20 protein-coding genes are annotated in these 22,125 nt (G+C 63.9%); 7 read left to right on the top strand and 13 right to left on the bottom strand.

Features of this window, described 5'->3' with window-relative positions:
- Nucleotides 1-10: 10 nt before the first annotated feature.
- Genes rpe through INF35_RS07185 form a run of 6 tightly spaced genes read left to right on the top strand, consistent with a single transcriptional unit; the run spans nt 11 to nt 5,161 of the window.
- Complete coding sequence (rpe, locus tag INF35_RS07210) at nt 11-661, top strand: ribulose-phosphate 3-epimerase (RefSeq protein ID WP_193501019.1); 651 nt, start codon at nt 11-13, stop codon at nt 659-661.
- A 15-nt stretch (nt 662-676) separates the two neighbouring features.
- Nucleotides 677-1,696: an RnfABCDGE type electron transport complex subunit D gene (locus INF35_RS07205; RefSeq protein ID WP_193501017.1), complete on the top strand. Its 1,020-nt coding sequence runs from the start codon at nt 677-679 to the stop codon at nt 1,694-1,696.
- On the top strand, nt 1,671-2,600 hold the full coding sequence (locus INF35_RS07200; protein WP_193501015.1) for an Rnf-Nqr domain containing protein: 930 nt from the start codon (nt 1,671-1,673) through the stop codon (nt 2,598-2,600). Before INF35_RS07205 ends, INF35_RS07200 begins: the two co-directional genes overlap by 26 nt.
- Nucleotides 2,581-3,228 (top strand): Rnf-Nqr domain containing protein, encoded by a 648-nt coding sequence (locus INF35_RS07195; protein ID WP_193501013.1) that lies wholly within the window; start codon nt 2,581-2,583, stop codon nt 3,226-3,228. Before INF35_RS07200 ends, INF35_RS07195 begins: the two co-directional genes overlap by 20 nt.
- Before the next feature lie 28 nt (nt 3,229-3,256).
- Entirely contained in the window at nt 3,257-4,549 is a 1,293-nt protein-coding gene (locus INF35_RS07190) for a DUF1015 domain-containing protein (protein WP_193501011.1), read from the top strand.
- Between the two features lie 36 nt (nt 4,550-4,585).
- Nucleotides 4,586-5,161 carry a hypothetical protein gene (locus tag INF35_RS07185; protein ID WP_193501009.1) on the top strand — a complete coding sequence of 192 codons (576 nt, stop codon included), beginning with the start codon at nt 4,586-4,588 and terminating at the stop codon, nt 5,159-5,161.
- Nucleotides 5,162-5,312: 151 nt separating this feature from the next.
- Here INF35_RS07185 and INF35_RS07180 read toward each other — a convergent pair whose 3' ends face one another.
- From INF35_RS07180 to INF35_RS07120, 13 genes are all read right to left on the bottom strand, one after another.
- Entirely contained in the window at nt 5,313-6,575 is a 1,263-nt protein-coding gene (locus INF35_RS07180) for a DNA polymerase Y family protein (protein ID WP_193501007.1), read from the bottom strand.
- Between the two features lie 30 nt (nt 6,576-6,605).
- Nucleotides 6,606-7,781 carry an aldo/keto reductase gene (locus tag INF35_RS07175; RefSeq protein WP_193501005.1) on the bottom strand — a complete coding sequence of 392 codons (1,176 nt, stop codon included), beginning with the start codon at nt 7,779-7,781 and terminating at the stop codon, nt 6,606-6,608.
- 166 nt (nt 7,782-7,947) lie between these two features.
- Nucleotides 7,948-9,423, bottom strand: coding sequence for a TrkH family potassium uptake protein (locus tag INF35_RS07170; protein WP_193501003.1), 1,476 nt, complete (start codon nt 9,421-9,423; stop codon nt 7,948-7,950).
- A 12-nt stretch (nt 9,424-9,435) separates the two neighbouring features.
- On the bottom strand, nt 9,436-10,827 hold the full coding sequence (gene trkA / locus INF35_RS07165) for a Trk system potassium transporter TrkA (RefSeq protein WP_193501001.1): 1,392 nt from the start codon (nt 10,825-10,827) through the stop codon (nt 9,436-9,438).
- 149 nt (nt 10,828-10,976) lie between these two features.
- On the bottom strand, nt 10,977-11,522 hold the full coding sequence (locus INF35_RS07160; protein ID WP_193500999.1) for a DUF4352 domain-containing protein: 546 nt from the start codon (nt 11,520-11,522) through the stop codon (nt 10,977-10,979).
- Nucleotides 11,523-11,755: 233 nt separating this feature from the next.
- The gene (locus tag INF35_RS07155) at nt 11,756-13,339 is read right to left on the bottom strand and encodes a DUF4179 domain-containing protein (RefSeq protein ID WP_193500997.1); all 1,584 of its coding nucleotides are present in this window, start codon (nt 13,337-13,339) and stop codon (nt 11,756-11,758) included.
- On the bottom strand, nt 13,332-13,877 hold the full coding sequence (locus INF35_RS07150; protein WP_328740557.1) for an RNA polymerase sigma factor: 546 nt from the start codon (nt 13,875-13,877) through the stop codon (nt 13,332-13,334). The genes INF35_RS07155 and INF35_RS07150 overlap by 8 nt, the downstream gene beginning before the upstream one ends.
- A 153-nt stretch (nt 13,878-14,030) precedes the next feature.
- Nucleotides 14,031-15,050, bottom strand: a complete 1,020-nt coding sequence (gene mreB, locus INF35_RS07145) for a rod shape-determining protein (protein WP_193500995.1) — start codon at nt 15,048-15,050, stop codon at nt 14,031-14,033.
- Nucleotides 15,051-15,145: 95 nt separating this feature from the next.
- Complete coding sequence (locus INF35_RS07140) at nt 15,146-15,703, bottom strand: Maf family protein (RefSeq protein ID WP_193500993.1); 558 nt, start codon at nt 15,701-15,703, stop codon at nt 15,146-15,148.
- A 114-nt stretch (nt 15,704-15,817) separates the two neighbouring features.
- Nucleotides 15,818-16,267, bottom strand: a complete 450-nt coding sequence (gene dut, locus INF35_RS07135; protein WP_193500991.1) for a dUTP diphosphatase — start codon at nt 16,265-16,267, stop codon at nt 15,818-15,820.
- A gap of 48 nt (nt 16,268-16,315) precedes the next feature.
- Nucleotides 16,316-16,552 carry a hypothetical protein gene (locus INF35_RS07130; RefSeq protein WP_193500989.1) on the bottom strand — a complete coding sequence of 79 codons (237 nt, stop codon included), beginning with the start codon at nt 16,550-16,552 and terminating at the stop codon, nt 16,316-16,318.
- A 38-nt stretch (nt 16,553-16,590) separates the two neighbouring features.
- On the bottom strand, nt 16,591-18,720 hold the full coding sequence (locus INF35_RS07125; protein WP_193500987.1) for a peptidase U32 family protein: 2,130 nt from the start codon (nt 18,718-18,720) through the stop codon (nt 16,591-16,593).
- Entirely contained in the window at nt 18,720-19,085 is a 366-nt protein-coding gene (locus INF35_RS07120; RefSeq protein ID WP_193500985.1) for a cell division protein ZapA, read from the bottom strand. The genes INF35_RS07125 and INF35_RS07120 overlap by 1 nt, the downstream gene beginning before the upstream one ends.
- Before the next feature lie 346 nt (nt 19,086-19,431).
- On the opposite strand from INF35_RS07120, the gene INF35_RS07115 reads away from it, so the two are divergent.
- Nucleotides 19,432-21,840, top strand: a complete 2,409-nt coding sequence (locus INF35_RS07115) for a glycogen/starch/alpha-glucan phosphorylase (protein ID WP_193501755.1) — start codon at nt 19,432-19,434, stop codon at nt 21,838-21,840.
- Nucleotides 21,841-22,125 lie beyond the last annotated feature (285 nt).

The raw sequence follows: 22,125 nt of genomic DNA, 5'->3' as shown, positions 1-22,125 counted from the left end.
AGGGAAGTATATGATTCAGCTGAGTCCTTCCATCCTGGCGGCGGATTTCGCCGACCTGGGACGTGAATGCCGCAAGGTCCTGGACGCCGGGGCCGATATGCTGCACATTGACGTGATGGACGGCCATTTTGTGCCCAACATCAGCCTGGGCGTGCCGGTGCTGGCCAGCCTGCACAAGGCCCTGCCCGACGCTTATTACGACGTTCACCTCATGATCTCCCAGCCGGTGCGCTACGCCGAGGCCTTTGTCCAGGCGGGCGCCTCCTGCATCACCTTCCACGTGGAGGCGGTGGAGGACGCCGCCGGGGCTATCAAAGCCATCCATGCCCTGGGCGTGGGGGCGGGCGTCAGCATCAAGCCCGCCACCCCCGTGGAGGATATCCTGCCCATTCTGGACCAGGTGGAGATGGTGCTGGTCATGAGCGTGGAGCCGGGCTTCGGCGGGCAGAAGTTCATGCCTGCCGCCGTGGACAAGATCGCCGCCCTGGACGCTTACCGCCGGGAACACGGCCTCGGGTTCAGGATCTCGGTGGACGGCGGCGTCAACAGTCAGACCGGGGCCCTCTGCACCGCAGCGGGCGCCGACATCCTTGTGGCGGGCAGCCAGGTTTTTGCCGCCGCTGACCCCGCCGCTGCTGTGGCCGAGCTTCGCGCCCTGTAAACAAAAGGAGCTACCATGCCAAGACATCCCAAAATTGAACGCAGCGCCAACTATGCCTATTACACCGATATCCTGTGGTGCAGTGTGCCGCTTTTTGCCATGAGCTGCTACTACTACGGCGCCCGCCCGGCTCTGCTGGGCATTGTGGCCGCCGCCACCGCTTATCTGTGCGACTGTGTTCTGGCGCCGCTGCACGGCCACGGCTATCAGCCCCATGAGCCGTCCAGCGAATGCTTTGCCGTGCTGGTGGCACTGCTGCTGCCGGCCAGCGTGCCATACTACATCGTCATTGCCGGGGCCATTGTGGCGGTCTTTGCCAAGGAGACCTTCGGCGGCGAGGAACACTATCCCTTCCACCCGGCGGCGGTTGGTCTGGCCGTGGTGGGTCTCTCCTGGCCCAACCAGGTCTTTTTCTATCCCACGCCGGGCACTGCCCTGCCTCTGTGGGATGCCGCCGATGTCACCCTCACCGCCGGCATGAACGCCACCCTCAGCAGCGGCGGCCTGCCCACGGCCAGCACCCTCAATCTGGTCACCGGCAATGTGTCGGGGCCTTCCGGCACCTGTGCCATTCTGGTCATCGCTGCCTGCGGCCTCTATCTGCTCTGCCGGGGACATCTGAAATTGTCCACCTTTTTGCCCTACCTGATCGTCTGCGTGGCCGTGCCCTGGCTGCTGCCCAACCTCAATGAGCTGCCCAACTTCAGCTTCCCCTGGGAGTTTGTCCGTCAGCGCATTTATCTGGAAAAATATATCGTGCTGTCCGGCACCATGCTGTTCGGCGGCATCTTCCTGGCCAGCGAGCCCGTCACCCAGCCCAACCGTCACACCAGCCGCATCATTTACGGTCTGGCCCTGGGCGTGTTTGCCACGGCCATGCGCTATTTCAGCGACTACGAGACCGGCTTCTGCTTTGCCCTTTTGCTGGTCAACGCCATCCCTGAATGGCTGGACCTGGTGGCCCGCCGTGCCGAGCGCGTCCGATTTATGAAGAAGGAGGAACGGCGTCTTGCAAAACACACCAAATCGGAATAAACCCCGCAGCGGCAAGGCAGGCAAGGGCAAACAACAGCCCGAGCGCTCCCAGACGCTGATCATCCCCCAGATTTCTCCCGAAATGCTGGAAAGCGCCCGCCGTGCCGCCATGGAGGGCAAGACCCAGCATGAGATCGAACAGGCTGCCATGGAGGCGGAACAGCGCCGCCAGGCGGAAACCGCCGATGCGGCCCAGACCGCTGAGCCCCCCAGACAGCCCGCCCCCAAGCCCGCCGCGCCCAGACGCAAGACCCGCGCCGAGGCGGAGGCGGAGCTGGACCAGAAGATCCACGACGACCATCTCTGGCTCAACAACCCCGTCATGATGCGGGGCCTGGGCCTGGCGCCGGTCATTGCGGCGGCCTACAACTGGGACAACGCCCTCATGCTGTGCGCGGCGGCGGTGCTGCTGCTCACCACCACCCGCGTGCTGGCAGTGGCTATCTGCCACCTCACCGGCAACCGCTTCCGCCCGGTGATCTATGCCTACTCGGCAGCCATTCTGTATATCCCGGCCTACTGCATTCTGTACGCCTGGTTCGGCACCGATCTGTCGGTGCTGGGCATTTATCTGCCTCTGCTCGCCGTGGAATCCGCCATTATCAAACGGATGGAAAGCCCCGAGCTGGAACCGGTGGGGGAGGCGCTGCGCCGGGGCATCAACAATACCGCAGGCCTGTGCATTGCAGTACTGCTGGTAGGTTTTGTGCGTGAACTGCTGGGCGCCGGCACCGCCTTTGGCCATGTCATCATGGAAATTGCCCCGCTGCCCATTGTGCAGCAGCCCGCAGGCGGCTTTATCCTGCTGGGCCTTATTGCGGCGGCATGGACCGGCATTGTCAATGCGTACACCCACTTCAAGCGCGAGGAGGTGCGCCACCAATATGCTGAACGTCGCCACTGAGCTCAGCGTCATGGAGGCGGTGCTGAAATTCTTCAGCTACGCCGTCATGGCCGTCTTTGCGGAAAACATTGTCTTTACCCAGGGCATGGGTGTCTCCCGCCTGCTCAAACTGGTGGAAGACCGGGACATCCGCACCCTGCAATACTGCATCCCCATCATTCTGGTACAGCTGGTGTCGGCGCCTCTGGGCTGGATGGCCCACGACTGGTTTTTCCCCTGGATTCGGAATTACTTGCCTTCGTGGCTGCCGATCACAGCCCTGCGCCCCGTCGTCTACCTGACCTGCGCCACCGTGGCCATGGGGGTCGTCTGGCTGATCCTCTGCATCGGCGGCAAGCACAGCCGTCCCTTCCGGGAACAGCTGCCCCTTGCCACCTATAACTGCTGCATTCTGGGCACCATCCTGATTTGCGCCAATCAGAACTTTACTCTGCTGGAGACGGTCGCCTTCAGCCTGGGCAGCGGCATCGGCTATCTGTTCGCCGTGGCCATTGTGGACGAAGGCCGCCGCCGTCTGCGCAGCAAGGATGTGCCCGGCGTCTTCAAGGGGCTGCCCAGCTCACTGATCTACATCGGTATTCTGTCGCTGGCTATCTACGGCCTGGTGGGACATTCCATCACCGCCTGACGCCATCCCGAAAAGGAGTGATGTTTCCATGTCCAACACCACCAGACCGTGCTTTGCGCCGGCCCGCATCCTGCTGCCCCCTGAGGGCACACCCCTGAACCCCTGGGCCTGCATCGCGGTGGACCAGTTCACCTCCCAGCCCGGGTACTGGGCAAAGGCCGAGGCCCTTGCCCAGGATAAGCCCAGCACGCTGCACATCGTTCTGCCCGAAGCCTACCTGGGCACGGCAGAGGAGGAAGCCCGGCTGGCGGAGATCCGCCGCACCATGGCGGACTACCGCCGCAGCCTGCTGACCCGGGAGGTCAACGGCTTTGTCTACCTGGAACGCACCCAGATGGACGGCACCATCCGCCAGGGCCTGGTGGGAGTGGTGGACCTGGAAGCCTACAGCTTTGAAAAGAACGCCACCCCTGCCATCCGTCCCAGCGAAAACACGGTGGTGGAGCGCATCCCGCCCCGCCTGCGGATACGCCGGGGCGCCGAGCTGGAGACCCCCCACGTCATGCTGCTGGCAGACGATGAGGACTGCACCCTCATTGAGCCCATCGGCCGGGAAAAGTCCCGCCTGCCTCTTCTGTACGACGGGGAGCTCATGCTGGGTGGCGGACACCTCTCCGGCTGGGCGGTGGAGGACCCCGCCCTCATCGCACAGATCGAGGAGGCAGTCATCGCCCTGGGCGACCCTGCCCGCTATGCAGCCCGCTGGCCGGAGGCGGCGGGGCAGCCCCCCATGACCCTGGCGGTGGGGGACGGCAACCACTCCCTGGCCACCGCCAAAGCCTGCTGGGAGGAGCGCAAGCAGACTCTCTCCCCGGCGCAGCAGCAGACCGACCCCGCCCGCTGGTGTCTGGTGGAGGTGTGCAACGTGCACTCCCCGGCCATTGAGATCGAGCCCATCCACCGGGTGCTCTTCGGCATGGAGGAGGCCCGGGTGCTGGCAGAGCTGAAACATTGGGCCGCAGACCGGGGCATCAGCCTCATGGACGGGGGAGAACAGTGCTTCACCCTGGTCAGCCCCGAGGGGGAGCGCGCCGTCGGCATGACCGGCAAACTGGAACCCCTGACTGTGGGCACGGCGGAAGCCTTTGTGGAGGCTCTGCTGACCCGGTGCCCCGAGGCCTCGGTGGATTACGTCCACGGGGAGGACGCCGTGCGGGCGCTGACCCGGAACGGCGCTGTGGGCATGCTTATGCCCGGCCTGAAAAAGGCGGACCTGTTCCGGGGCGTTGTGCTGGGCGGCGTGCTGCCCCGCAAGACCTTCAGCATGGGCCACGCAGAGGAAAAGCGATATTATAACGAGTGCCGCAGCCTGGTGGACTGATGCCCCCGGCGGCTTCGCAGATTGAGAGGAATGGATATGGCTAACAACGAACGACCCGAGGCCGCGGCAGGCAGTGTCAGCTCTTCGGCACGCCGCCGCCGTCGCCGCCGCAGCCAGCAGGGGGCGGCAAAGGCCGCACAGCAGGGGCAGCAGCCCCAGCAGCAGACTGCCCGGCAGCCGGCAAACAACAACGGAGGGGGAGCCCCCCGCCAGAACAATCCGCGGCAGAACGGCCAGCGCCAGGGCCAGGGCAAAAACCCTTCCGGGGAGAACAAGGCCCCGGCCCGTTCCGGACGGAGCACCCAGCCTCAGCAGCAAAACAGCCGCCGCCGGGCACCGCAGCCCCAGCAGGAGACTCCGGCGCCCCGTCAGCCCCAGCGCCCCGCCCGCAGCGAGGAGCCCCGCCGGGCACCCTCTCCCCGCAAGGGACGCCAGCCTGCCGCCGAGGAGGACCCGGGCCTGATCCTCATCACCCGCCGCCCGCCCAAGCAGAAGTACGCCAATTTTGAGGAGTACATTGCGGCCCACGGCGGTGTGACCGGCTCCCTGCCCGGAGAAGATGTACCTGCCGGGGAAAGCAGCGAGCCTGCCGGAAAGCCTGCTGAAAAGTAAGGCCTGCCCCCACACCCGCTGCCGGGAAACCGACCCAACCGCACAAAATAACGCCGAAGCTCTGCGTAAGCCGCAAAGCTCCGGCGTTTTTTTTTGAGTTGGTGCCTGTCCAAGCGGCCCGGCGGGCCGCTTGCCCCAAAAAGAAAAGCTCTTACTGTCCTTTTTTTCGCTTGTCCCTGGCCTTGGCGGCGGACAGGGCTCCCGGGGTGACCGGCTTGTCGGCGGGGTCCAGCAGGCGCGCCCGCACCACTGCTTTATCTCCAAACCGGCTGCGCAGGGCATCGGCGGCCCGGTCCAGCTTTTCCTGCTTGTCGCTGTGGCGGGCGTCGGTGAAAAGATCCAGCTGCTCAAACTGGTCGGCGCTGGTCTTTTCGGCGGTCACCCCCACCAGCCGCACCGGGCGGTGGGGCCACATCTGGCGAATGAGTTTGCGGGCGGTCTGGTAGATGGTCTCGGTGGTGTTGGTGGGGTTGGCCAGCACCGTCTGGTGGGAGGTACGGCGGAACAGGTTGTCCACCAGCTGCACCGTCACCACCCGGGCGGTCTTGCCGTCGGTGCGCAGCCGCCCCGCCACCGACTCGGACAGAGCCAGCAGGGTGGCGTCGGCCTGCTCGGGTCGGGTCAGGTCCTGGGGCAGGGTCACGCTGTTGCCGTAGCTGTTGTCCCTGACCTCCCGCTTGCCCAGGGGCGTGCCCTCGATGCCGTTGGCATGGCGGCGCAGGCTGTCCCCCCGTACACCGAAGGCGCCCCGCAGTACCTCGGGGTCGGCGTGGGCCAGATCTCCCACCGTGCGGATGCCCAGGGCGTCCAGGGTGCGCACGGCGCTGGGCCCCACCCCGAAGAGATTGCCCACCGGCAGCGGCCAGAGTTTTTGGGGCACCTCCTCCGGCCAGAGAGTGTGGGTGCGGTTGGGCTTTTCAAAGTCGGAGGCGGTCTTGGCCAGCAGCCGGTTCACCGATACCCCCACATTGACGGTAAAGCCCAGCTCCCGCAGCACCCGTTCCCGCAGGGCGTCGGCGGCCTGGACCGGGGGACCGAACAGCCCCTCGCTGCCCGTCATCTCCACAAAGGCCTCGTCGATGCTGAACTGTTCCACCACCGGGGAGTAGTCGTTGAGGATGGCGATGAGCCCCTTGCTGCACTGGACGTACCAGTCAAAGTCAGGGGGCGTCACAATGAGGTCGGGGCATTTCAGCCGGGCGGAAAAGAGAGATTCCCCCGTGTGGATGCCGTACTTTTTGGCCGCCTGGCTTTTGGCCAGCACCACCCCGTGGCGCTTTTCCTCGTTGCCACCCACCGCTGAGGGCACGGTGCGCAGGTCCAGGGTCTCGCCTTTCTGCAGCAGCCGCAGGGCCGACCAGGACAGAAAGGCCGAGTTGACATCCACATGGAACCATACCTTCCTCGCAGCCATGATGAAATCCTCCCTTCGGCGGAAAACAGCTTACCAGAGATGCAGAATCCTGACCCCTGCCCGGGCCAGCTTGTAGAGGGGACCTTCCAGCTCTCTGGCGGCGTCCTTCAGAGTGGCCCGGATGGGCAGATGCTGGGGGCAGTGGGCCTCGCACTTGCCGCAGCCCACGCACTGGGAGGCTCCCGTGCCCTTGCGGCGCAGGCCGGTGGTGCGCAGATACTCCTTTTTGGCGTGGCGGCCCTCGGCGGTGGCCCGGTTGTAGCAGGCAAAGACGCCGGGAATGTCCACCCCGGCGGGGCAGGGCTGGCAGTAGCCGCAGCCGGTGCAGCCGATGCGCATGGCGTCCTGCAGGTCGGCTTTCAGCCCGTCGATGAAAGCGTGATCCTCCGCCGACAGGCAGCCGGGCAGGGCGTCCTCCGCCGCACGGACGTTGTCCCGGATCATCTCCAGGCTGTTCATGCCGGAGAGCACACAGGTCACCCCCGGCTGGTCCCACAGCCAGCGCAGGCCCCAGCCCGCCGCCGACCGCCCCGACGGATGGTCGGCAATGCGCTTTCGGGCGGCGTCGGGCAGCCCTGTGATGAGCCGCCCGCCCCGCAAAGGCTCCATGATGATGACGGGAATGCCCCTGGCGGCGGCAGCCTCCAGTCCCCGGCGACCGGCCTGGGTGTGCTCGTCCAGATAGTTGTACTGGATCTGGCAGAAGTCCCAGTCGTAGGCGTCCAGCAGCTGCACAAAGGCCGCTGTGTCCCCGTGGAAGGAAAATCCGATTCGCCCGATCTTGCCCCCAGCCTTCAGCTCCTCCAGCCATTCCCGGATGCCCATGGCACAGAGCTTTTCCCAGGCGGAACAGTCGGACAGCATGTGCATGAGGTAAAAGTCGATGTGGTCGGTGCCCAGGCGGGCCAGCTGCTCCTCAAAGCATTTCTGTGCCCCCGCCCGGGAGCGGATGAGGTACTGGGGCAGTTTGTCGGCCAGATAGACCCGGTCCCGGCAGCCCAGACGGCGCAAGGCCTCCCCCAGGGCGGCCTCGCTGCCCGGATAGATGTAGGCGGTGTCAAAGTAGTTGACGCCCAGATTCACCGCCTCGCCAATCTGTGCGGTGACGGCGTCCTGGTCGATGCGGCCCCCCGCCCGGGGAAACCGCAGGCAGCCGTATCCCAGCACCGAAAGCTGGGCGCCGGTTTTGTCGGCCCGGTACTGCATGTATGTGCTCCTTTCCCATCAGGGACGAGACCTCTGTGCGGCTTTGTCCCATGCTGATTTCAGTTATACCATACTTGGCCCCCGGATTCAAACAACCGGGAATGCAAAAAGGCGGAGTGCGGACGCCGGTCGGGGCATCCGCACTCCGCGGAAAAAGGAGACAGGATCAGTGGACACCGCGGGCCACAGCGGCGCGATGGCGCAGCAGGTTTTTCCAGCAGGGCGGGTAGAAGAGCAGCAGCATGGGGAAAACTTCCAGCCGTCCGGCCAGCATGTCGAACATGAGGACCCACTTGCTCACCGGGGAAAAGACGCTGAAGTTGCCGGAAGGGCCCACCAGTTCCAGGCCGGGGCCGATGTTGTTGAAGGTGGCAGCCACGGCGGTGAAGTTGGTGACCATGTCCAGCCCGTCAATGCTGACGGCCAGTACCGACAGGGAGAAGATGAGCATGTAGGTGACGAAAAAGACGTTGATGCCCCGCAGCACCTCGTGCTCAATGACCTTGCCATCCATCTCGATCTTGCGGATGCTCTTGGGATGGATGTAGGAGCCCAGCTCCTTGATCATGGTGCGGAACATGACGATGATGCGGGAGACCTTGATGCCGCCGCCGGTACTGCCCGCACAGGCGCCGATGAACATGAGGATGACCAGCACGGTGCGGGAGGTCTGGGGCCAGCTGTTGAAGTCGGTGGTGGCAAAGCCGGTGGTAGTGATGATGGAGGAAACCTGGAAGGCCGCATTGCGCAGGGTGTCGGCCAGGGCGAGGCCGTCCCCCCGCAGGTCCCACATGAGGATGCCGATGGCCGCCAGGATGATGATGAAGTAGGTGAGGACCTCCTCCATGGAGAAGGCATCCCGCACCCGGCGGAGGAGCAGCAGATAGTAGAAGCTGAAGTTGACGCCGAAGAGGGCCATAAAGATGGTGACCACCCATTGGAGATAGGGGGAGTAGCCGGCCATGCTGTCGTTCTTGATGCCGAAGCCGCCGGTACCGGCCGTGCCGAAGCTGGTGGTCAGGGCGTCAAAGAGCTCCATGCCGCCCCCCAGCAGCAGAACGACCTCGATGACGGTCATGACAAAGTAGATGATGTAGAGGATGCGGGCGGTCTGGCGGACCTTGGGCCGCAGCTTGCCCACCGAGGGGCCGGGGCTTTCGGCTTTCATCAGGTTCATGTGGGAGCCGCCGGGCAGCTGGATCACCGCCAGCAGAAACACCAGCACGCCCATGCCGCCCAGCCAGTGGGTGAAGCTGCGCCAGAACAGCATGCAGCGGGAAAGGCTTTCCACATCGGAGAGGATGCTGGCGCCGGTGGTGGTAAAGCCGGACACCGTCTCAAACATGGCGTCGGTGAAACGGGGGATCTCCCCGCTGAGATAAAAAGGCAGACAGCCGAAAAAGCTCAGCTCGATCCAGCCAAGGGCAGTGGCAATGCAGCCCTCCCGCATGTAGAACACCGAGCTGGCCGCCTTTTTATAGGCCAGCGCAAGCCCCAGCACAATGGAGAAAGCCCCCACTCCCAGAAAATACCAGGCAGTATCCTCCCGGTAGAGGAGCCCCACCACAAAGGGCAGCAGCATAAAGGCCCCTTCCAGAGCCAGCAGCCAGCCCAGGACCCGGCGAATGATGGATGTGTTCATACAGCGGCCTCCTTATGCCAGAATGTCGCTGAGATCGCTCAGGCCGGTGTGGGTGGTGACGATGATGACCGAATCCCCCGGCTGGATGGCATCGTCGCCGCCGGGAATGAGGATGCTGCCCTTGTGGCTGATGCAGGCCACCAGCAGATGATCCCGGGTAGGCAGTTCCCGCAGGGGGCGTCCCACCACGGGGGAACCCTCGCTGGCGATAAACTCAATGGCTTCCACCCGGTTGTCGAACAGATGAAGCAGCGTCTCGATGTTGGAGGAACCCTTGGACGCTGTGCGGGAGCGGACGTAGGCCACGATGGCGTCGGTGACCAGAGCCTTGGGATAGACCACGCTGCCCAGATTGAGCCGGTCGATGGCTTCGGGGAACATGATACGGTTGATCTTGGTGACCACCTTGGCCCGGGACACTGCCTGGGTGTGCAGGGTCAGCATGATGTTTTCCTCGTCGATGCCGGTGAGGGGCACCACGGCGCCCACATGCTCGATGCCGGCCTCCCGCAGCAGGTCGGCGTCGGTGCCGTCGCCGTTGAGGATGACTGCCTTGGGCAGCTGGGTGCTCAGTTCCTCACAGTGCTGGCGGTCGCTCTCGATGAGCTCCACATTGACGCCCACCCGCAGCAGCTGCTTGGCCAGATAGTAGCCGGTCTTGCTGCCGCCGATGATGAGGGCATCCCGCACCTGGTGGGTCTCCAGCCCGATGCGGCGCAGAAACTGCTTGGAACCCCGGGTGGGGGCGATGAAGGAAACCACGTCCCCGGCCTGCAGCCTGAAACTGCCGTCGGGGATGTAGACCTCGCCCCCGCGCTCCACGGCACAGATCAGCACGGCGCCGGCCAGCTCCTGGCCCAGCTCCCGCAGACGGCGGTCGTCCAGACGATTGCCCTCGGGGATACGGAAGCGGATCATCTCGGCCAGGCCCCGGGCAAAGGGGGTCACGCCCACAGCGCTGGGCAGGCAGAGGATGCGGGAAATCTCCAGGGCGGATTCCAGGTCGGGATTGATGATCATGGCAAGGCCAAGCTTGCTCTTGAGGTAAGCGGCGTCCTGGCTGTATTCCGGAGTACGGACGCGGGCGATGACCGCGCAGTCAGTGACACGCTTGGCTACAATGCAGCACAAAAGGTTCAGCTCGTCCGAGTTGGTCACCGCGATGAGGATGTCGGTGTCGTAGATACCGGCCTCCTGCAGGGTGGAAAAGTTGGCGCCGTTGCCTACAATGCCGTTGACATCAAACAGGTTGGTGATGTCCTGCACCTTGCCGGCGTCCCGGTCAATGATGGTGATGTCGTGGTTCTCCTTGCTGAGCTTGTCCACCAGGGACAGGCCTACCTTGCCGCAGCCGACGATGACGATATTGAGACCTTTTTTAGGATGGGTAAATTTGTGCTCCATAGAAGATGTTTCCTCGATTCTGACAGGAAATTCCGGTTGGCTGTCCGGGGCGGACAGGCGCAAAAACGGCCTTTCCGCTTTCGGTCCGGAAAGGCCGGACGGAAGGGAAAGGCGCGCAGACCGCTGAAAAATTAGAATCTGTTGGGCTCTCAGACGGTGAAGTAGACGGTGTACAGATCACCCTGTCCATCGTTGCCGTCCTCGTCGGTGTACTGTTCCAGATAGACAATGCTGAAATTGGTCACATCGGCGGGAACTTCAAACAGCAGGTCGTAGGTTTCCACGGCGCCGTCGTCCATGGACCACTCCAGCGGCATCTGGTCGTTGGTGGGCATGCCGCTGCCGTCCTCTTCCAGGGGGTCCACCGACCATGCGTAGTCCTCGTCACCGTCGCCCCACTGGAGCTGAAAGTCGGAGTCATACATGGGCAGGGCTTCCTCAAAGGTGTTCTTCAGGGTGATGTTGCAAAGGATCAGCTGGTTTCCGTCCGAAGGTGTGTAGCCGTCGTAGCTGTCCACCGTGCCGGCGCTGTTGACGGTAAAGTCGAAGAACATGTTGGACATGGTGTCGCCCAGTTCCCCTTCGGTCTGTTTGCTGATGCCGTTGAGCAGGGAAATGCCGCTGCATCCCGTCAGTGCCGTTCCCAGGGTCAGAGCGGCAAGACCGGCGCAGATGTACCGGTGCGCAGAACGCATAATAACCTCCTCGTTCTCCCCAAAACTCCGGGAGAGAATATTTCGTTGATTCTAAGATAGCGGAAAAAGCAAAAAAAAGCAATATCCGCAGCCGGAAACAGGGAAAATTTTGTGATAAAACGTCGGAAGTGTTCAAACATGGATGGCACGAATGGACAAAAAACGGCCCGGCCGCCGGAATTTTTCCGACGGCCGGGCCGCAGCGCGTGTTGAAATGGTGAAAAACCAGGGGGTCAGGAAATGGCCTCCAGGGGCAGGGTGATGGCGTTGGCGGTGTCCAGCGTGGCGCCGGGCGCGAAGTAGTAGTGGAAGGTGTTGATCTGTTCCAGTTCCTCCTGGGTGGCGGCGTAGTAGTCGTAGCGGATGGTCACGATGCCGGTGGCAGGGTCGGCGAAGGCGTTGACCATGCCGGTGCGGGCGATGGTGGCGGTGCCTTCCTCGTTGAGGCCCTGGACTTCCTCGCTCACGGTGGAGACCGCCTCGTCGTCGGGCATGACCAGGTCCACCAGCATGCCGGAGGACATGCCGTGCACCCAGCCGTAGGGCACCAGGGAGAAGCTGATGGAGCTGTCCTGGACGGTGAAGTCCTGCACCGTGAAGCCGCCCAGGTCGCTGAAGGGAATCTTGGCGCCGTCGCGCATCTCGTCGGCGGTGACGGTGCGCAGCTCGGTCTCGGCGGTCTCGTCGTAGGAAACCGGCGTCAGGGTGATGGAGGTGGCGCCGTCGGCGGGGCGGGTGAGCTGATAGTTGCTGACCGAGCTCTGCTCCACCGTGCCGTCCTGGATGTAGTTCTGGGCGGCCTGAGCGCTCAGGTAAAGCTCCTTGCCGGTGTCGTCGGTGATGACGAACTCGCTGGCGTCCATGCCCTTGCTCCAGGCGACCTCCGTCTGGGTGTCGTCGGTGTAGGCGTACTCATAGCGGGTGGTGATGCTGCCGCCCAGGGGGCCGAAGGTGAGATTGTCCAGCAGCAGCACGTCGCCGCCCACCTGGTACTCCCCGGCCTTGGCCTGGGTGGCCCCGGCGCGCAGGGCATTGCCGTCCAGAGAGACGCTGAAGTCCCAGCTGCCCTCATGGTTCAGCACCGAAGTCTCCGACAGGTTGAGGACCACGGTGTCCCCCTCGGGCACGGCGGTGATGATATAGTGGACCCACATCTTGAGGGTGCTGCCGTCCACCCGGTAGTATTCCCGCAGGGTGGGGCTGTCGGCCACAATATCTTCCCCGTTGAGGGTGCATTCGCTGAAGAAGGGAGCGCTGAACCACACCTGGTCGGAGGAGGAGTAGAAGCTTTCCTCATCCAGGGCATCGTCCACAATGTTGTCCCCCGTGATGGTGAAGAAGACGTCCATGGAGGAGACGTCGATGGAGATGTTGTCCAGGGTGACGCTGACGCCGTCGTCGGTGACGGTCTGGTCCACCGGGGCGTTGTAGGCGGTGAGCTCCGCCTCGGTGCCCTCGTGGGTGCCCCGGGGCGCATCCAGGTTCTGGGAGACCTGGCTCTGTTCGGGGGCGGTGGAGAAGAAATCGATGTTGCCCTGGATCATCTTGACCAGGGAGGGGCCCACGGCGGCTGCGGTGCCGCACAGGGCGCAGATCACCGCCGCCGCAATGCCGAAGGTGAGGGCCCGGTGGCGGACGACGTGGACAGCGGGGACCTTTTCCGTCTCGTGGGAGGATTCCGCTTCAGGGGTATGGGAAGCATCCACCCGGCCCATGACGGCCCTGGTCAGGCGGTCCATCTCCCCGGCGGAGAGGGGCGCTTCGGGAATGTCCAGGGCGTCCAGTTCGTGCAAGAGATCCTGTTGTGTGTTACGCATGTGCGTGCACTCCTTTCCGTTCCAGTTCCCGGCGCAGGCGTTCCCGCCCGCGGGACAGCCGGGTGTTTACCGTGCTTTCACTCATGTTCAGTGCCCGGGCGATCTGCCGGGCAGGCTGCAGCAGGTAATATTTGCGGAGAAAAATCTCCCGGTCGGGCTGGGTCATGGCGGCCACCAGCGTGCCCACCAGGTCCTCGGCGTCGCTGGGCAGGGCGTCCAGCAGGGCCAGGGCATCCCCCAGCTCCTCGTTGAGAGGAAGCTCGGTCTTGCGGCGCAGCCTCCGCCAGCGGGTGATGCCGGTGTTGCGGGCGGTGACCACCAGCCAGGCCTTGACCGGAGTGCCGGTCTGACACAGGCGGGAGGCATGCTTCCACAGGGCCACGAACACATCGGCCATGCATTCCTCCACGTCCTGGGGACGGCCGGGCAGTATCTTGGATAAAATTCCTTTGACGGCGGGGGCGTACCGCTCCATGGCGGTCTTGAGCCCCGTTTCGGGATCGTTCACGATCCACAGGGCCAGATTTTCTTGCTCCACATCGTCACCTCCAAATCCGTTGATTTTAAGGCCTTACACCCATACAGACGCCGGCCGGCATCCAAATCTTACACAGGGGAACAGAAAAAAAACAAAGACCGCAAAGCAGCATTTCCCATGCCGTTTTGCGGTCCTGCAAATCACATGTACAGGTTACAGATAGCTGGGCTCCTCCCGGCGATGCCCGGCCAGAGCGGGATTGTCCAGGACGGCCCCCGCCCCCAGCACCACGCAGTCCAGGGGACTTTCGGCCACATGGACCTCAATGCCGGTCTCGTTCTGGATCAGGCGGTCCAGCCCCTTGAGCAGGGCGCCGCCGCCGGACAGCATGATGCCCCGGTCGATGATATCGCTGGACAGCTCGGGCGGGGTGCGCTCCAGCGTGTCCTTGATGGCATCCACAATGCGCAGCAGATTTTCGCTCATGGCCTCCCGGACTTCCTCCGACCGGATGATGATATCTTTGGGCAGGCCGTCCACCAGATTGCGGCCCTTGATCTCCATGGTGGTCTCAGGGTCCAGGGGACTGGCGGAACCGATCTCCAGCTTGATCTGCTCGGCGGTGCGCTCGCCCACCAGGAGGTTATACTTGCGTTTGATGAAGGCGATGATGCTCTGGTCCAGGGCATCCCCGGCGCAGCGGATGCTGCGGCTGGCCACAATGCCGGACAGGCTGATGACCGCCACCTCCGCCGTGCCGCCGCCGATGTCCACAATCATGCTGCCCACCGGCTCGGTGGTGGGCAGTCCCGCCCCGATGGCCGCGGCCATGGGTTCCTCAATGACGGTGACCTGCCGGGCCCCCGCCCGGGCGGCAGCCTGACGCACGGCCCGGCGCTCCACCTCGGTGACGCCGGAGGGCACGCAGATGACCACCCGGGGACGGCTGAAAAAGCCGGAGCCGCAGGCCTGACGGATGAAGCTCTGGAGCATGGCGGCGGTGATGTCGAAGTCGGCGATAACGCCGTCTTTCAGGGGGCGCACCGCCACGATGGACCCGGGCGCCCGGCCGATGACGGCCTTGGCCTCGTGACCGACGCTGCGCACCCGCAGTTCGTCGGTTTTGGTGTCCACCGCCACGACGCTGGGTTCCCGCATGATGATGCCGCGGCCTTTCATGTAAACAAGGGTGTTGGCGGTGCCAAGGTCAATGCCGATGTCTTTGCTGAACATAGTGTGAAATCTCCTGGAAATGAATGCAAAAAAACGTGCCAGAATCCCCATTTCGTTCCTCCCCCGGCCCGGCACGCCGGACCGAAGGGAACAACTTACTCGCCGAACGCGGCAAGGAGCTGTGCCGTACGGTGGACGGGCAGGCCCATGATGTTGTAGTAGCAGCCCTCGATCCCGCTGCACCACAGCGCCGCCCGGCCCTGAATGGCGTAGGCGCCTGCCTTGTCGTAGGGTTCGTCGGTGTCGGCGTAGGCCTGCAGCTCGGATTCGGGGATGGAGGCAAAATGCACCAGCGTCGTCTCCACCGCGGCGGTCATGCGCCCGTCGCGGCAGAGGCACACCCCGGTGTGGACCTTGTGGGTCCGGCCGGACAATGCCCGCAGCATCCGCAGGGCGTCCTCCCGGTCACGGGGCTTGCCGAAGACCTGCCCGTCGCACTCCACAACGGTGTCACAGCCCAGGACCGTGCAGCCGGAATTGGCCGCGGCCACGTCCTCCGCCTTGGCGGTGGCCAGCGCGCGGGCCAGCTGGGCGGGGGTGGGAGCGGTGATGCGGCTTTCGTCCACCGAACTGGGCCGGACGATGAAATCGCGGGTAATAAGGGCAATGAGCTCGCGGCGCCGCGGGCTGCCCGAAGCAAGAATCAGGGACATTGGTGCTGCCTCTCTCAAGTAAGGATTATACGGGTCCCCGGCGTCGAAAGAACGGGGATCAGGACGGAAATGGAAAATTTTACCAAATGCACAAAGAGCACAAACCGGGCTGCTTCACAGCCGGCCGGTGGAGCCGAAGCCGCCGGCGCCGCGGTCGGTGTCGTTGAGGGCATCGGCCTGCACAAAGGCGGCCTGCCACACGGGGGCGATGCACAGCTGGGCGATACGCTCCCCGGGGGCGATGGTGTAGGGCTCGGTGCCCAGGTTGACCATGGGGACCCGCAGCTCGCCGCGGTAGTCGCTGTCGATGACGCCCACGCCGTTGGCCATGGTCAGGCCGTGCTTGATGGAAAGCCCGCTGCGGGCGTAGACCAGTGCCACGCACTCGGGGCCGGGCAGCTCAATGGCCAGGCCGGTGGGGACGAGAGCCCGCTGCATGGGGGCCAGGGTCAAGGGTTCGTCCAGCAGGGCGCAGAGATCGGCGGCCGCGGCCCCGGCGGTGGCGTAGGCGGGGGCTTTGGCCCGGGGGTCAAGCAGTTTGTATTTGACGGTTTTGGTCTCCATGGAAATCCTCCGGTTGTGAAAGCGCGGGTGATACAGGACCGCGCAGAATTAGTCGTAGTCGATGGTATAGGCCACAGGGGGCTTTTCGTCGGACGGCTGCTCAGTCAGGCCCAGCAGCGCGGCAATGCCCGCCAGCGCCAGCATAACGCCCAGAAAAACAGCCGCGGCCTTTTCCAGAGCCAGATAGATGCGGCAGAGCAGGCGGGGCGGATGCAGGGCCAGGGCGACGATGGCCGCGCCGATGCCCAAAAGGGCAAGTCCTTCCTTGAGGGTCTTGTTCTTCATGGCGTCCTCCTTGTGGGTGTTTGTGCGCAGCGTTGCAGTCACTGCGCCTTGGTGGGGTCACTATAGTATAGCCCGCGGGTGAACTCGCCGTCAAACGGTTTGCCCTCCTGCAGCAGCGCCAAAATCTGGGCAGCCCGCTGGGGCGTCTCGATGGTGAAGGCGGCCACCGCCCAGTCCACCGGCAGCTCGCTGAGGCGGTCCCCCATGTAGAGGGGCACCGGGTTGTAGACGGTGCGCACGCCGTTTTCGGGCAGGCCGCACCGCACGGGGAAGTCCCGGCCCTTGCGGTCCCGCAGACGGCCCTGACGGCTGCATCCGGCGCAGCTGGCGTGGTCGGGGCGGTTTTTCAAAGGGCAGGCCCGGGTGAGCATGAGGGGAATATGCCCGTAGCACAAAGCCGCCGTGGGCAGGGACCCGCCCTCCGGCAGAGACCCCACCGTGCCCATGGCGTGGACGGGGGTCTCGGGGTGGATCAGCAGGCCCTCGGCGCCCAGCTGGCCGCAGCGCAGGGCGGACAGGGGGTTGGTGACGTTGAGGCCCAGCCCGCCGCAGACGGGGCTGTCCCCCGTCAGGCGGAACTGTGCCAGATTGTTGACCACAAAGCCTTTGAAGCCGCCCTCCGCCCGGAGCTTGTCCATGCGGCGGCGAACCTTCTCCTCAATGCCGTACATGGCCCGGGGCAGCTCGATGAGGGTCTTGCTCCGCAGCCCGGCGGGGACGTTCTCGGCTTCCCACAGGGGGAAGATCAGCAGAGGCAGGGCCTCCGCCTGCCGGGGCATCTGGTCCACCCGGGCAAAGCGGGCGGCCAGCTTGGGCTGACCACTCCGGGGCCGGGGTGCAAAGACAGGCGGGGTACAGGACTGCACCGGCAGGGGATGGGGCTGGCTGCGTTTTTCCAGCAGGGCGTCCAGACAGCGGCGGCGCAGATCGTTGGCCATGCTGCTCGGCAAAAACCAGGGGCCGCCCTCCTGCTCGATCTGGCAGGAAGCAGCCGCAAAGGGGGTGCCTCCGGTTTTCTGCAGGCTCTTTTCCAGAGCCGGGGAGGGGTCGTTTTTGGCAGGGGAGAGGACGGTGTCCGGGTCGGTGTAGGCGGATACCCGGCTGCCCTCCCGGTCGGCGGCAGTCAGGCGGGCGCCGTCCTCGGTCACCGTGAGGGTAAAGTCCACCGGCACACGGGAATATTCCCGGCGGAACAGCTCCCGGGCCCTGGGGGCGGCCAGACGGCTGCGCTCGGCATCGGCCTCGGTGCGGACGCCGAACATGGCCCCGTCGTTCTTGCCGGTGAAGTAGCCGTCGGTAAAGCCGGAACGGGAGAAAATGTCCCGCACCAGGGCTTCGTCGTAAGGTTTGCCCTCCCGGGCGCAGCGGCAGGCCACCACCGAGGCGGCGGTGTATTCGGGGGTGCGCAGGCGGCCCTCAATCTTGACGCTGGCCACCCCCGCGGCCATGATGTCGGCCATGTGGGGAATGAGGTCCATGTCCTTGAGGCTGAGATGGCAGGCCTGACCCGGCTTGCCGGGGCGCAGGTCGGAGGCGTCGAAGGGCAGGCGGCAGGGGCCGGCGCAGGCGCCCCGGTTGCCGCTGCGGCCGCCCAGGAAGGCGCTCATCATGCACTGGCCGCTCATGGCCATGCACAGGGCGCCGTGGACGAAGATCTCCACTTCAATGGGGCTTTTCTCTACCACGGCGCGAATCTCGGGGAGGGAGAGCTCCCGGGCCAGAATGACGCGGGAAAAGCCCATCTCCGCCAGCTGGCAGGCGCCTTCCGGGGTGTGGATGCTCATCTGGGTGCTGCCGTGGAGGGCAAGGCCGGGAGCAATCTGCCGGGCCAGGGCGGCGGTGGCCAGATCGTCCACGATCAGGGCGTCCACCCCCGCCTCGGCGGCGGCGCGAATGGCATTGGCCAGACTGTCCAGCTCGCTGCCGTAGACCAGAATGTTCAGGGCGGCGTGGACCCGCACCCCCCGGGCATGGCAGAAGGCCACCGCCTGCGCCAGGGTATTGGTGTCGAAATTGCCGGCCGTCCGCCGGGCGTTGAAGCCTGCAAACCCCAGATAAACAGCATCAGCGCCGCTGTAAACAGCGGCGCTAAGCATTTCGGCATTGCCGGCCGGGGCAAGGATCTCCAACCCGCGGGGCGGGCCGGACGGGTGCAGTACGGCCCCCATCAGTCGGGGATGTCCTGCCGTGCCTTGAGGCGGGCCTCAAGATCGGCGACTTTTTTGCGCAGGGCGACGTTGTCCCGGCGCAGCTCCTCGGCGGCCATTTTGGCGCTGGCTGCGTCCTCCAGATAATCCTTGATCTGACGGCGCATGTTGTCGGCGCTGCCGCTGGCCTTTTCCAGCTCGTCGCGGTAGCTCAGAGCGGTCATGACCGCTGCCGTGGTGATGGAGACCGACTTGGAAGAGCTCATCAGCTCGTTCATGTCCAGATTGAGGCGGTCGGCCAGGTTCTGCATATAATCCTCGCTCTCGCTGGTGGCGATGACGTAACTGGAACCGCAGATGTTCAGGCGTACCTTCGATGTTGCCATGTTTCCAACTCCTTTGACGATAAATGAGAAAAACGTGCGGCAAAACGGGTCTGCCGCGCGGGGGATGACAGTGTCTGTCCCGCATTTTGCGTGCGGGCGATATACAAACTTATTATAATATAAAACCCCAAAGAGAAAAAGCCCCTTTTGTGTAAATTCAAAAAAATAGCGGATTGTTCCCAAAATCCCTTGCACCAGTGCGGAATATTTACTATAATCGAAAAGGTGAGAGGTCTCAAAAGACCTGTTTTCCAGTTATTTTGAGCCGGAAAAGGACGCTTTAGTCCCATATCCCGTATTCCTGCCCTGGGGCGCCCGGACCGGCAATTCAGATAAGGAGAGAAACATCGTGCTCAAGTACACCAAAAAAGAATTTGACAAGATGCTGCGCGACAAGCTGACCAGCGAATACGCTGTCAGCCTGGAGGTTGCGTCCGCCGTTCAGATCTATCGTGCCCTGGCCATGATCACCCGTGAGATCATGTCCAACCAGCAGAAGGTCTTTCAGGCAAAGACGCTGGGCTCCGGCCACAAGCAGGTCTACTACCTGTGCATGGAGTTTTTGATGGGCCGCAGCCTGCGCACCAACCTGTTCAACTTGGGCATCAATGAGGTGGCCGAGCAGGTGCTGGCCGACGCCGATATCCGCATCGATCAGATTTACGACCAGGAGCCCGATGCAGGCCTGGGCAACGGCGGTCTGGGCCGTCTGGCCGCCTGCTATCTGGACGGCATGGCCACCGACTGCATCCCCGGCACCGGCTACTCCATCCTGTATGAGTACGGTATCTTCAAGCAGAAGATCGTGGACGGCTGGCAGCAGGAAGCTGCCGACAACTGGCTGCCCGGCGGCCAGGTCTGGATCAAGAGCCATCCCGACCAGGCACAGGAGATCCGCTTTGACGGCCAGGCCATCGAGACCTGGGACGGCGGTTTCCATCACGTCAAGTATGAGAACTACAACAGCGTCATGGCAGTGCCCAACGATATGTACGTGGCGGGCTACAACTCCCAGGGCGTGTCCAAGCTGCGCCTGTGGCAGGCCAAGGCCCCCAGCTTTGATATGAGCAGCTTCAACGCCGGCAACTACTCCACCGCCATCAGCCAGAGCGCCAGCGCCGAGCTGATCTCCAAGGTCCTCTACCCCAACGACAACCACACCGAGGGCAAGATCCTCCGCCTGCGCCAGCAGTACTTCTTCTCGGCAGCATCCGTTGCCGATATCCTGGGCATCCACCTGAGCCAGTACGGCACGCTGGACAACCTGCCCGACAAGGTCGCCATTCAGCTCAACGATACCCATCCCACCCTGGCCATCCCCGAAATGATGCGCATCCTGCTGGATGAGTGCAGCTACGAGTGGGATGCCGCCTTCGACATCTGCCGCCGCACCTTCGCCTACACCAACCACACCGTCATGAGCGAGGCGCTGGAAAAGTGGAACGTGGACATCTTCCGCTCCACCCTGCCCCGTATCTGGCAGATCGTCTGCGAGATGGACCGCCGCTGCCGCATCGACCTGGAGCGCGCCTTCCCCGGCGACCAGGGCAAGATCAACTACATGGCCATCCTGGGCGACAACCAGGTCCGCATGGCCAACATCTGCGCCTACACCTGCCACTCCATCAACGGCGTTTCCAAGCTGCACAGCGAGATCATCAAGGACAGCGTCTTCCATGATTATTTCCTGTACAAGCCCAAGGCCTTCACCAACGTCACCAACGGCATCGCTTACCGCCGCTGGCTGCTGGCTTCCAACCCCGGCCTGACCAACCTGCTCTCCGATGTCATCGGCGACGGCTTCAAGCAGGACGCCTCCGAGCTCAAGAAGCTGGAGAAGTTTGCCGGCGACGCCTCCGTGCTGGAGCGCCTGGGCAAGGTCAAGCGAGAGAACAAGGCCATCTTTGCCGACTACCTGCGCAAGGCCACCGGCCAGGAGATCGATCCCGACTCCATCTTTGACTGCCAGGTCAAGCGTATGCACGAGTACAAGCGCCAGCACCTCAACGCCCTGAACATTGCGGCGCAGTACCTCTACCTCAAGAATAACCCCAACGCCGACTTTGTGCCCAAGACCTACATCTTCGGCGCCAAGGCCGCCCCGGGCTACTACATGGCCAAGCAGATGATCCGTCTGATCTGCAAGCTGGGCCAGCTCATCGACGCCGATCCCGCCGTGCGCGACAAGCTGCGCGTCGTCTATCTGGAGGACTACTGCGTCACCCTGTCCGAGCGGCTCATGCCCGCCAGCGAGGTCTCCGAGCAGATCAGCCTGGCCGGCACCGAGGCTTCCGGCACCGGCAACATGAAGTTCATGCTCAACGGCGCCATCACCCTGGGCACCCTGGACGGCGCCAACGTGGAGATTGCCGACGCCGCCGGCCGTGAGAACGAGATCATCTTCGGCATGCTGACGCCGGAGGTCAACGCTCTCAAGGGCATGGGCTACCATCCCAGCAGCTTCATCTATGACGACAACGTGGCAATGGCCGTGCTGGATATGCTGGAGAGAGGCTGGAACGGCGACAACTTCAGCGAGATCACCAACAACCTGCGCAACTCCGATCCCTACATGGTCATGGCCGACTTCAAGGATTACCGCCGTGCCCAGGCCGATGTGCAGCGTCTGTACGCCGACCGCCAGACCTGGAACCGCATGAGCCTGATGAACATCGCCAACTCGGGCATCTTCTCCGCCGACCGCTCGGTCATGGACTACGCCCGCGGCATCTGGGGCATCACTCCGGTCAAATAATTGCCGCCCCGCATAAACTGAAAACAGGCAAGGCCGCCGCAGGGCCGGTACACGGAAAACTTCCGTGCCGTGCCGGCGGAGTCCGCAACCGGAACCTTTGTCGCAACCCCTGAAAGCGGGCCATTGTCGGCGCCCTGTGCGCGTTGACACTGGCTCGCTTTTGCGGGTTTCACAGCCATACGAATGGCTGTTCCCGGTCCGGAGAAACTTCCCCTGGGGCAAAATCCCTGCGGCCGCCCCTTTGCCGGGATGCAGGCACGGCAAAAAGTACGAGGAAACGCTGTA

This window comes from Gemmiger gallinarum, assembly GCF_014982805.1.
GTDB classification, from domain to species: domain Bacteria; phylum Bacillota; class Clostridia; order Oscillospirales; family Ruminococcaceae; genus Gemmiger; species Gemmiger gallinarum.
The sequence above is the reverse complement of the archived record's forward strand: the minus strand, read 5'-3'. Positions and strand labels throughout refer to the sequence as shown.

Bases quoted from the DNA above. Each gene is read 5' to 3' on its own strand.
- INF35_RS07170 (WP_193501003.1), bottom strand. From the start codon at position 9,423: ATGAACACATCCATCATTCGCCGGGTCCTGGGCTGGCTGCTGGCTCTG.
- trkA (WP_193501001.1), bottom strand. From the start codon at position 10,827: ATGGAGCACAAATTTACCCATCCTAAAAAAGGTCTCAATATCGTCATC.
- INF35_RS07185 (WP_193501009.1), top strand. From the start codon at position 4,586: ATGGCTAACAACGAACGACCCGAGGCCGCGGCAGGCAGTGTCAGCTCT.
- mreB (WP_193500995.1), bottom strand. From the start codon at position 15,050: ATGTTCAGCAAAGACATCGGCATTGACCTTGGCACCGCCAACACCCTT.
- INF35_RS07155 (WP_193500997.1), bottom strand. From the start codon at position 13,339: ATGCGTAACACACAACAGGATCTCTTGCACGAACTGGACGCCCTGGAC.
- INF35_RS07125 (WP_193500987.1), bottom strand. From the start codon at position 18,720: ATGGGGGCCGTACTGCACCCGTCCGGCCCGCCCCGCGGGTTGGAGATC.
- INF35_RS07160 (WP_193500999.1), bottom strand. From the start codon at position 11,522: ATGCGTTCTGCGCACCGGTACATCTGCGCCGGTCTTGCCGCTCTGACC.
- dut (WP_193500991.1), bottom strand. From the start codon at position 16,267: ATGGAGACCAAAACCGTCAAATACAAACTGCTTGACCCCCGGGCCAAA.
- INF35_RS07180 (WP_193501007.1), bottom strand. From the start codon at position 6,575: ATGGCTGCGAGGAAGGTATGGTTCCATGTGGATGTCAACTCGGCCTTT.
- INF35_RS07120 (WP_193500985.1), bottom strand. From the start codon at position 19,085: ATGGCAACATCGAAGGTACGCCTGAACATCTGCGGTTCCAGTTACGTC.
- INF35_RS07190 (WP_193501011.1), top strand. From the start codon at position 3,257: ATGTCCAACACCACCAGACCGTGCTTTGCGCCGGCCCGCATCCTGCTG.
- INF35_RS07140 (WP_193500993.1), bottom strand. From the start codon at position 15,703: ATGTCCCTGATTCTTGCTTCGGGCAGCCCGCGGCGCCGCGAGCTCATT.
- INF35_RS07130 (WP_193500989.1), bottom strand. From the start codon at position 16,552: ATGAAGAACAAGACCCTCAAGGAAGGACTTGCCCTTTTGGGCATCGGC.
- rpe (WP_193501019.1), top strand. From the start codon at position 11: ATGATTCAGCTGAGTCCTTCCATCCTGGCGGCGGATTTCGCCGACCTG.
- INF35_RS07205 (WP_193501017.1), top strand. From the start codon at position 677: ATGCCAAGACATCCCAAAATTGAACGCAGCGCCAACTATGCCTATTAC.
- INF35_RS07175 (WP_193501005.1), bottom strand. From the start codon at position 7,781: ATGCAGTACCGGGCCGACAAAACCGGCGCCCAGCTTTCGGTGCTGGGA.
- INF35_RS07195 (WP_193501013.1), top strand. From the start codon at position 2,581: ATGCTGAACGTCGCCACTGAGCTCAGCGTCATGGAGGCGGTGCTGAAA.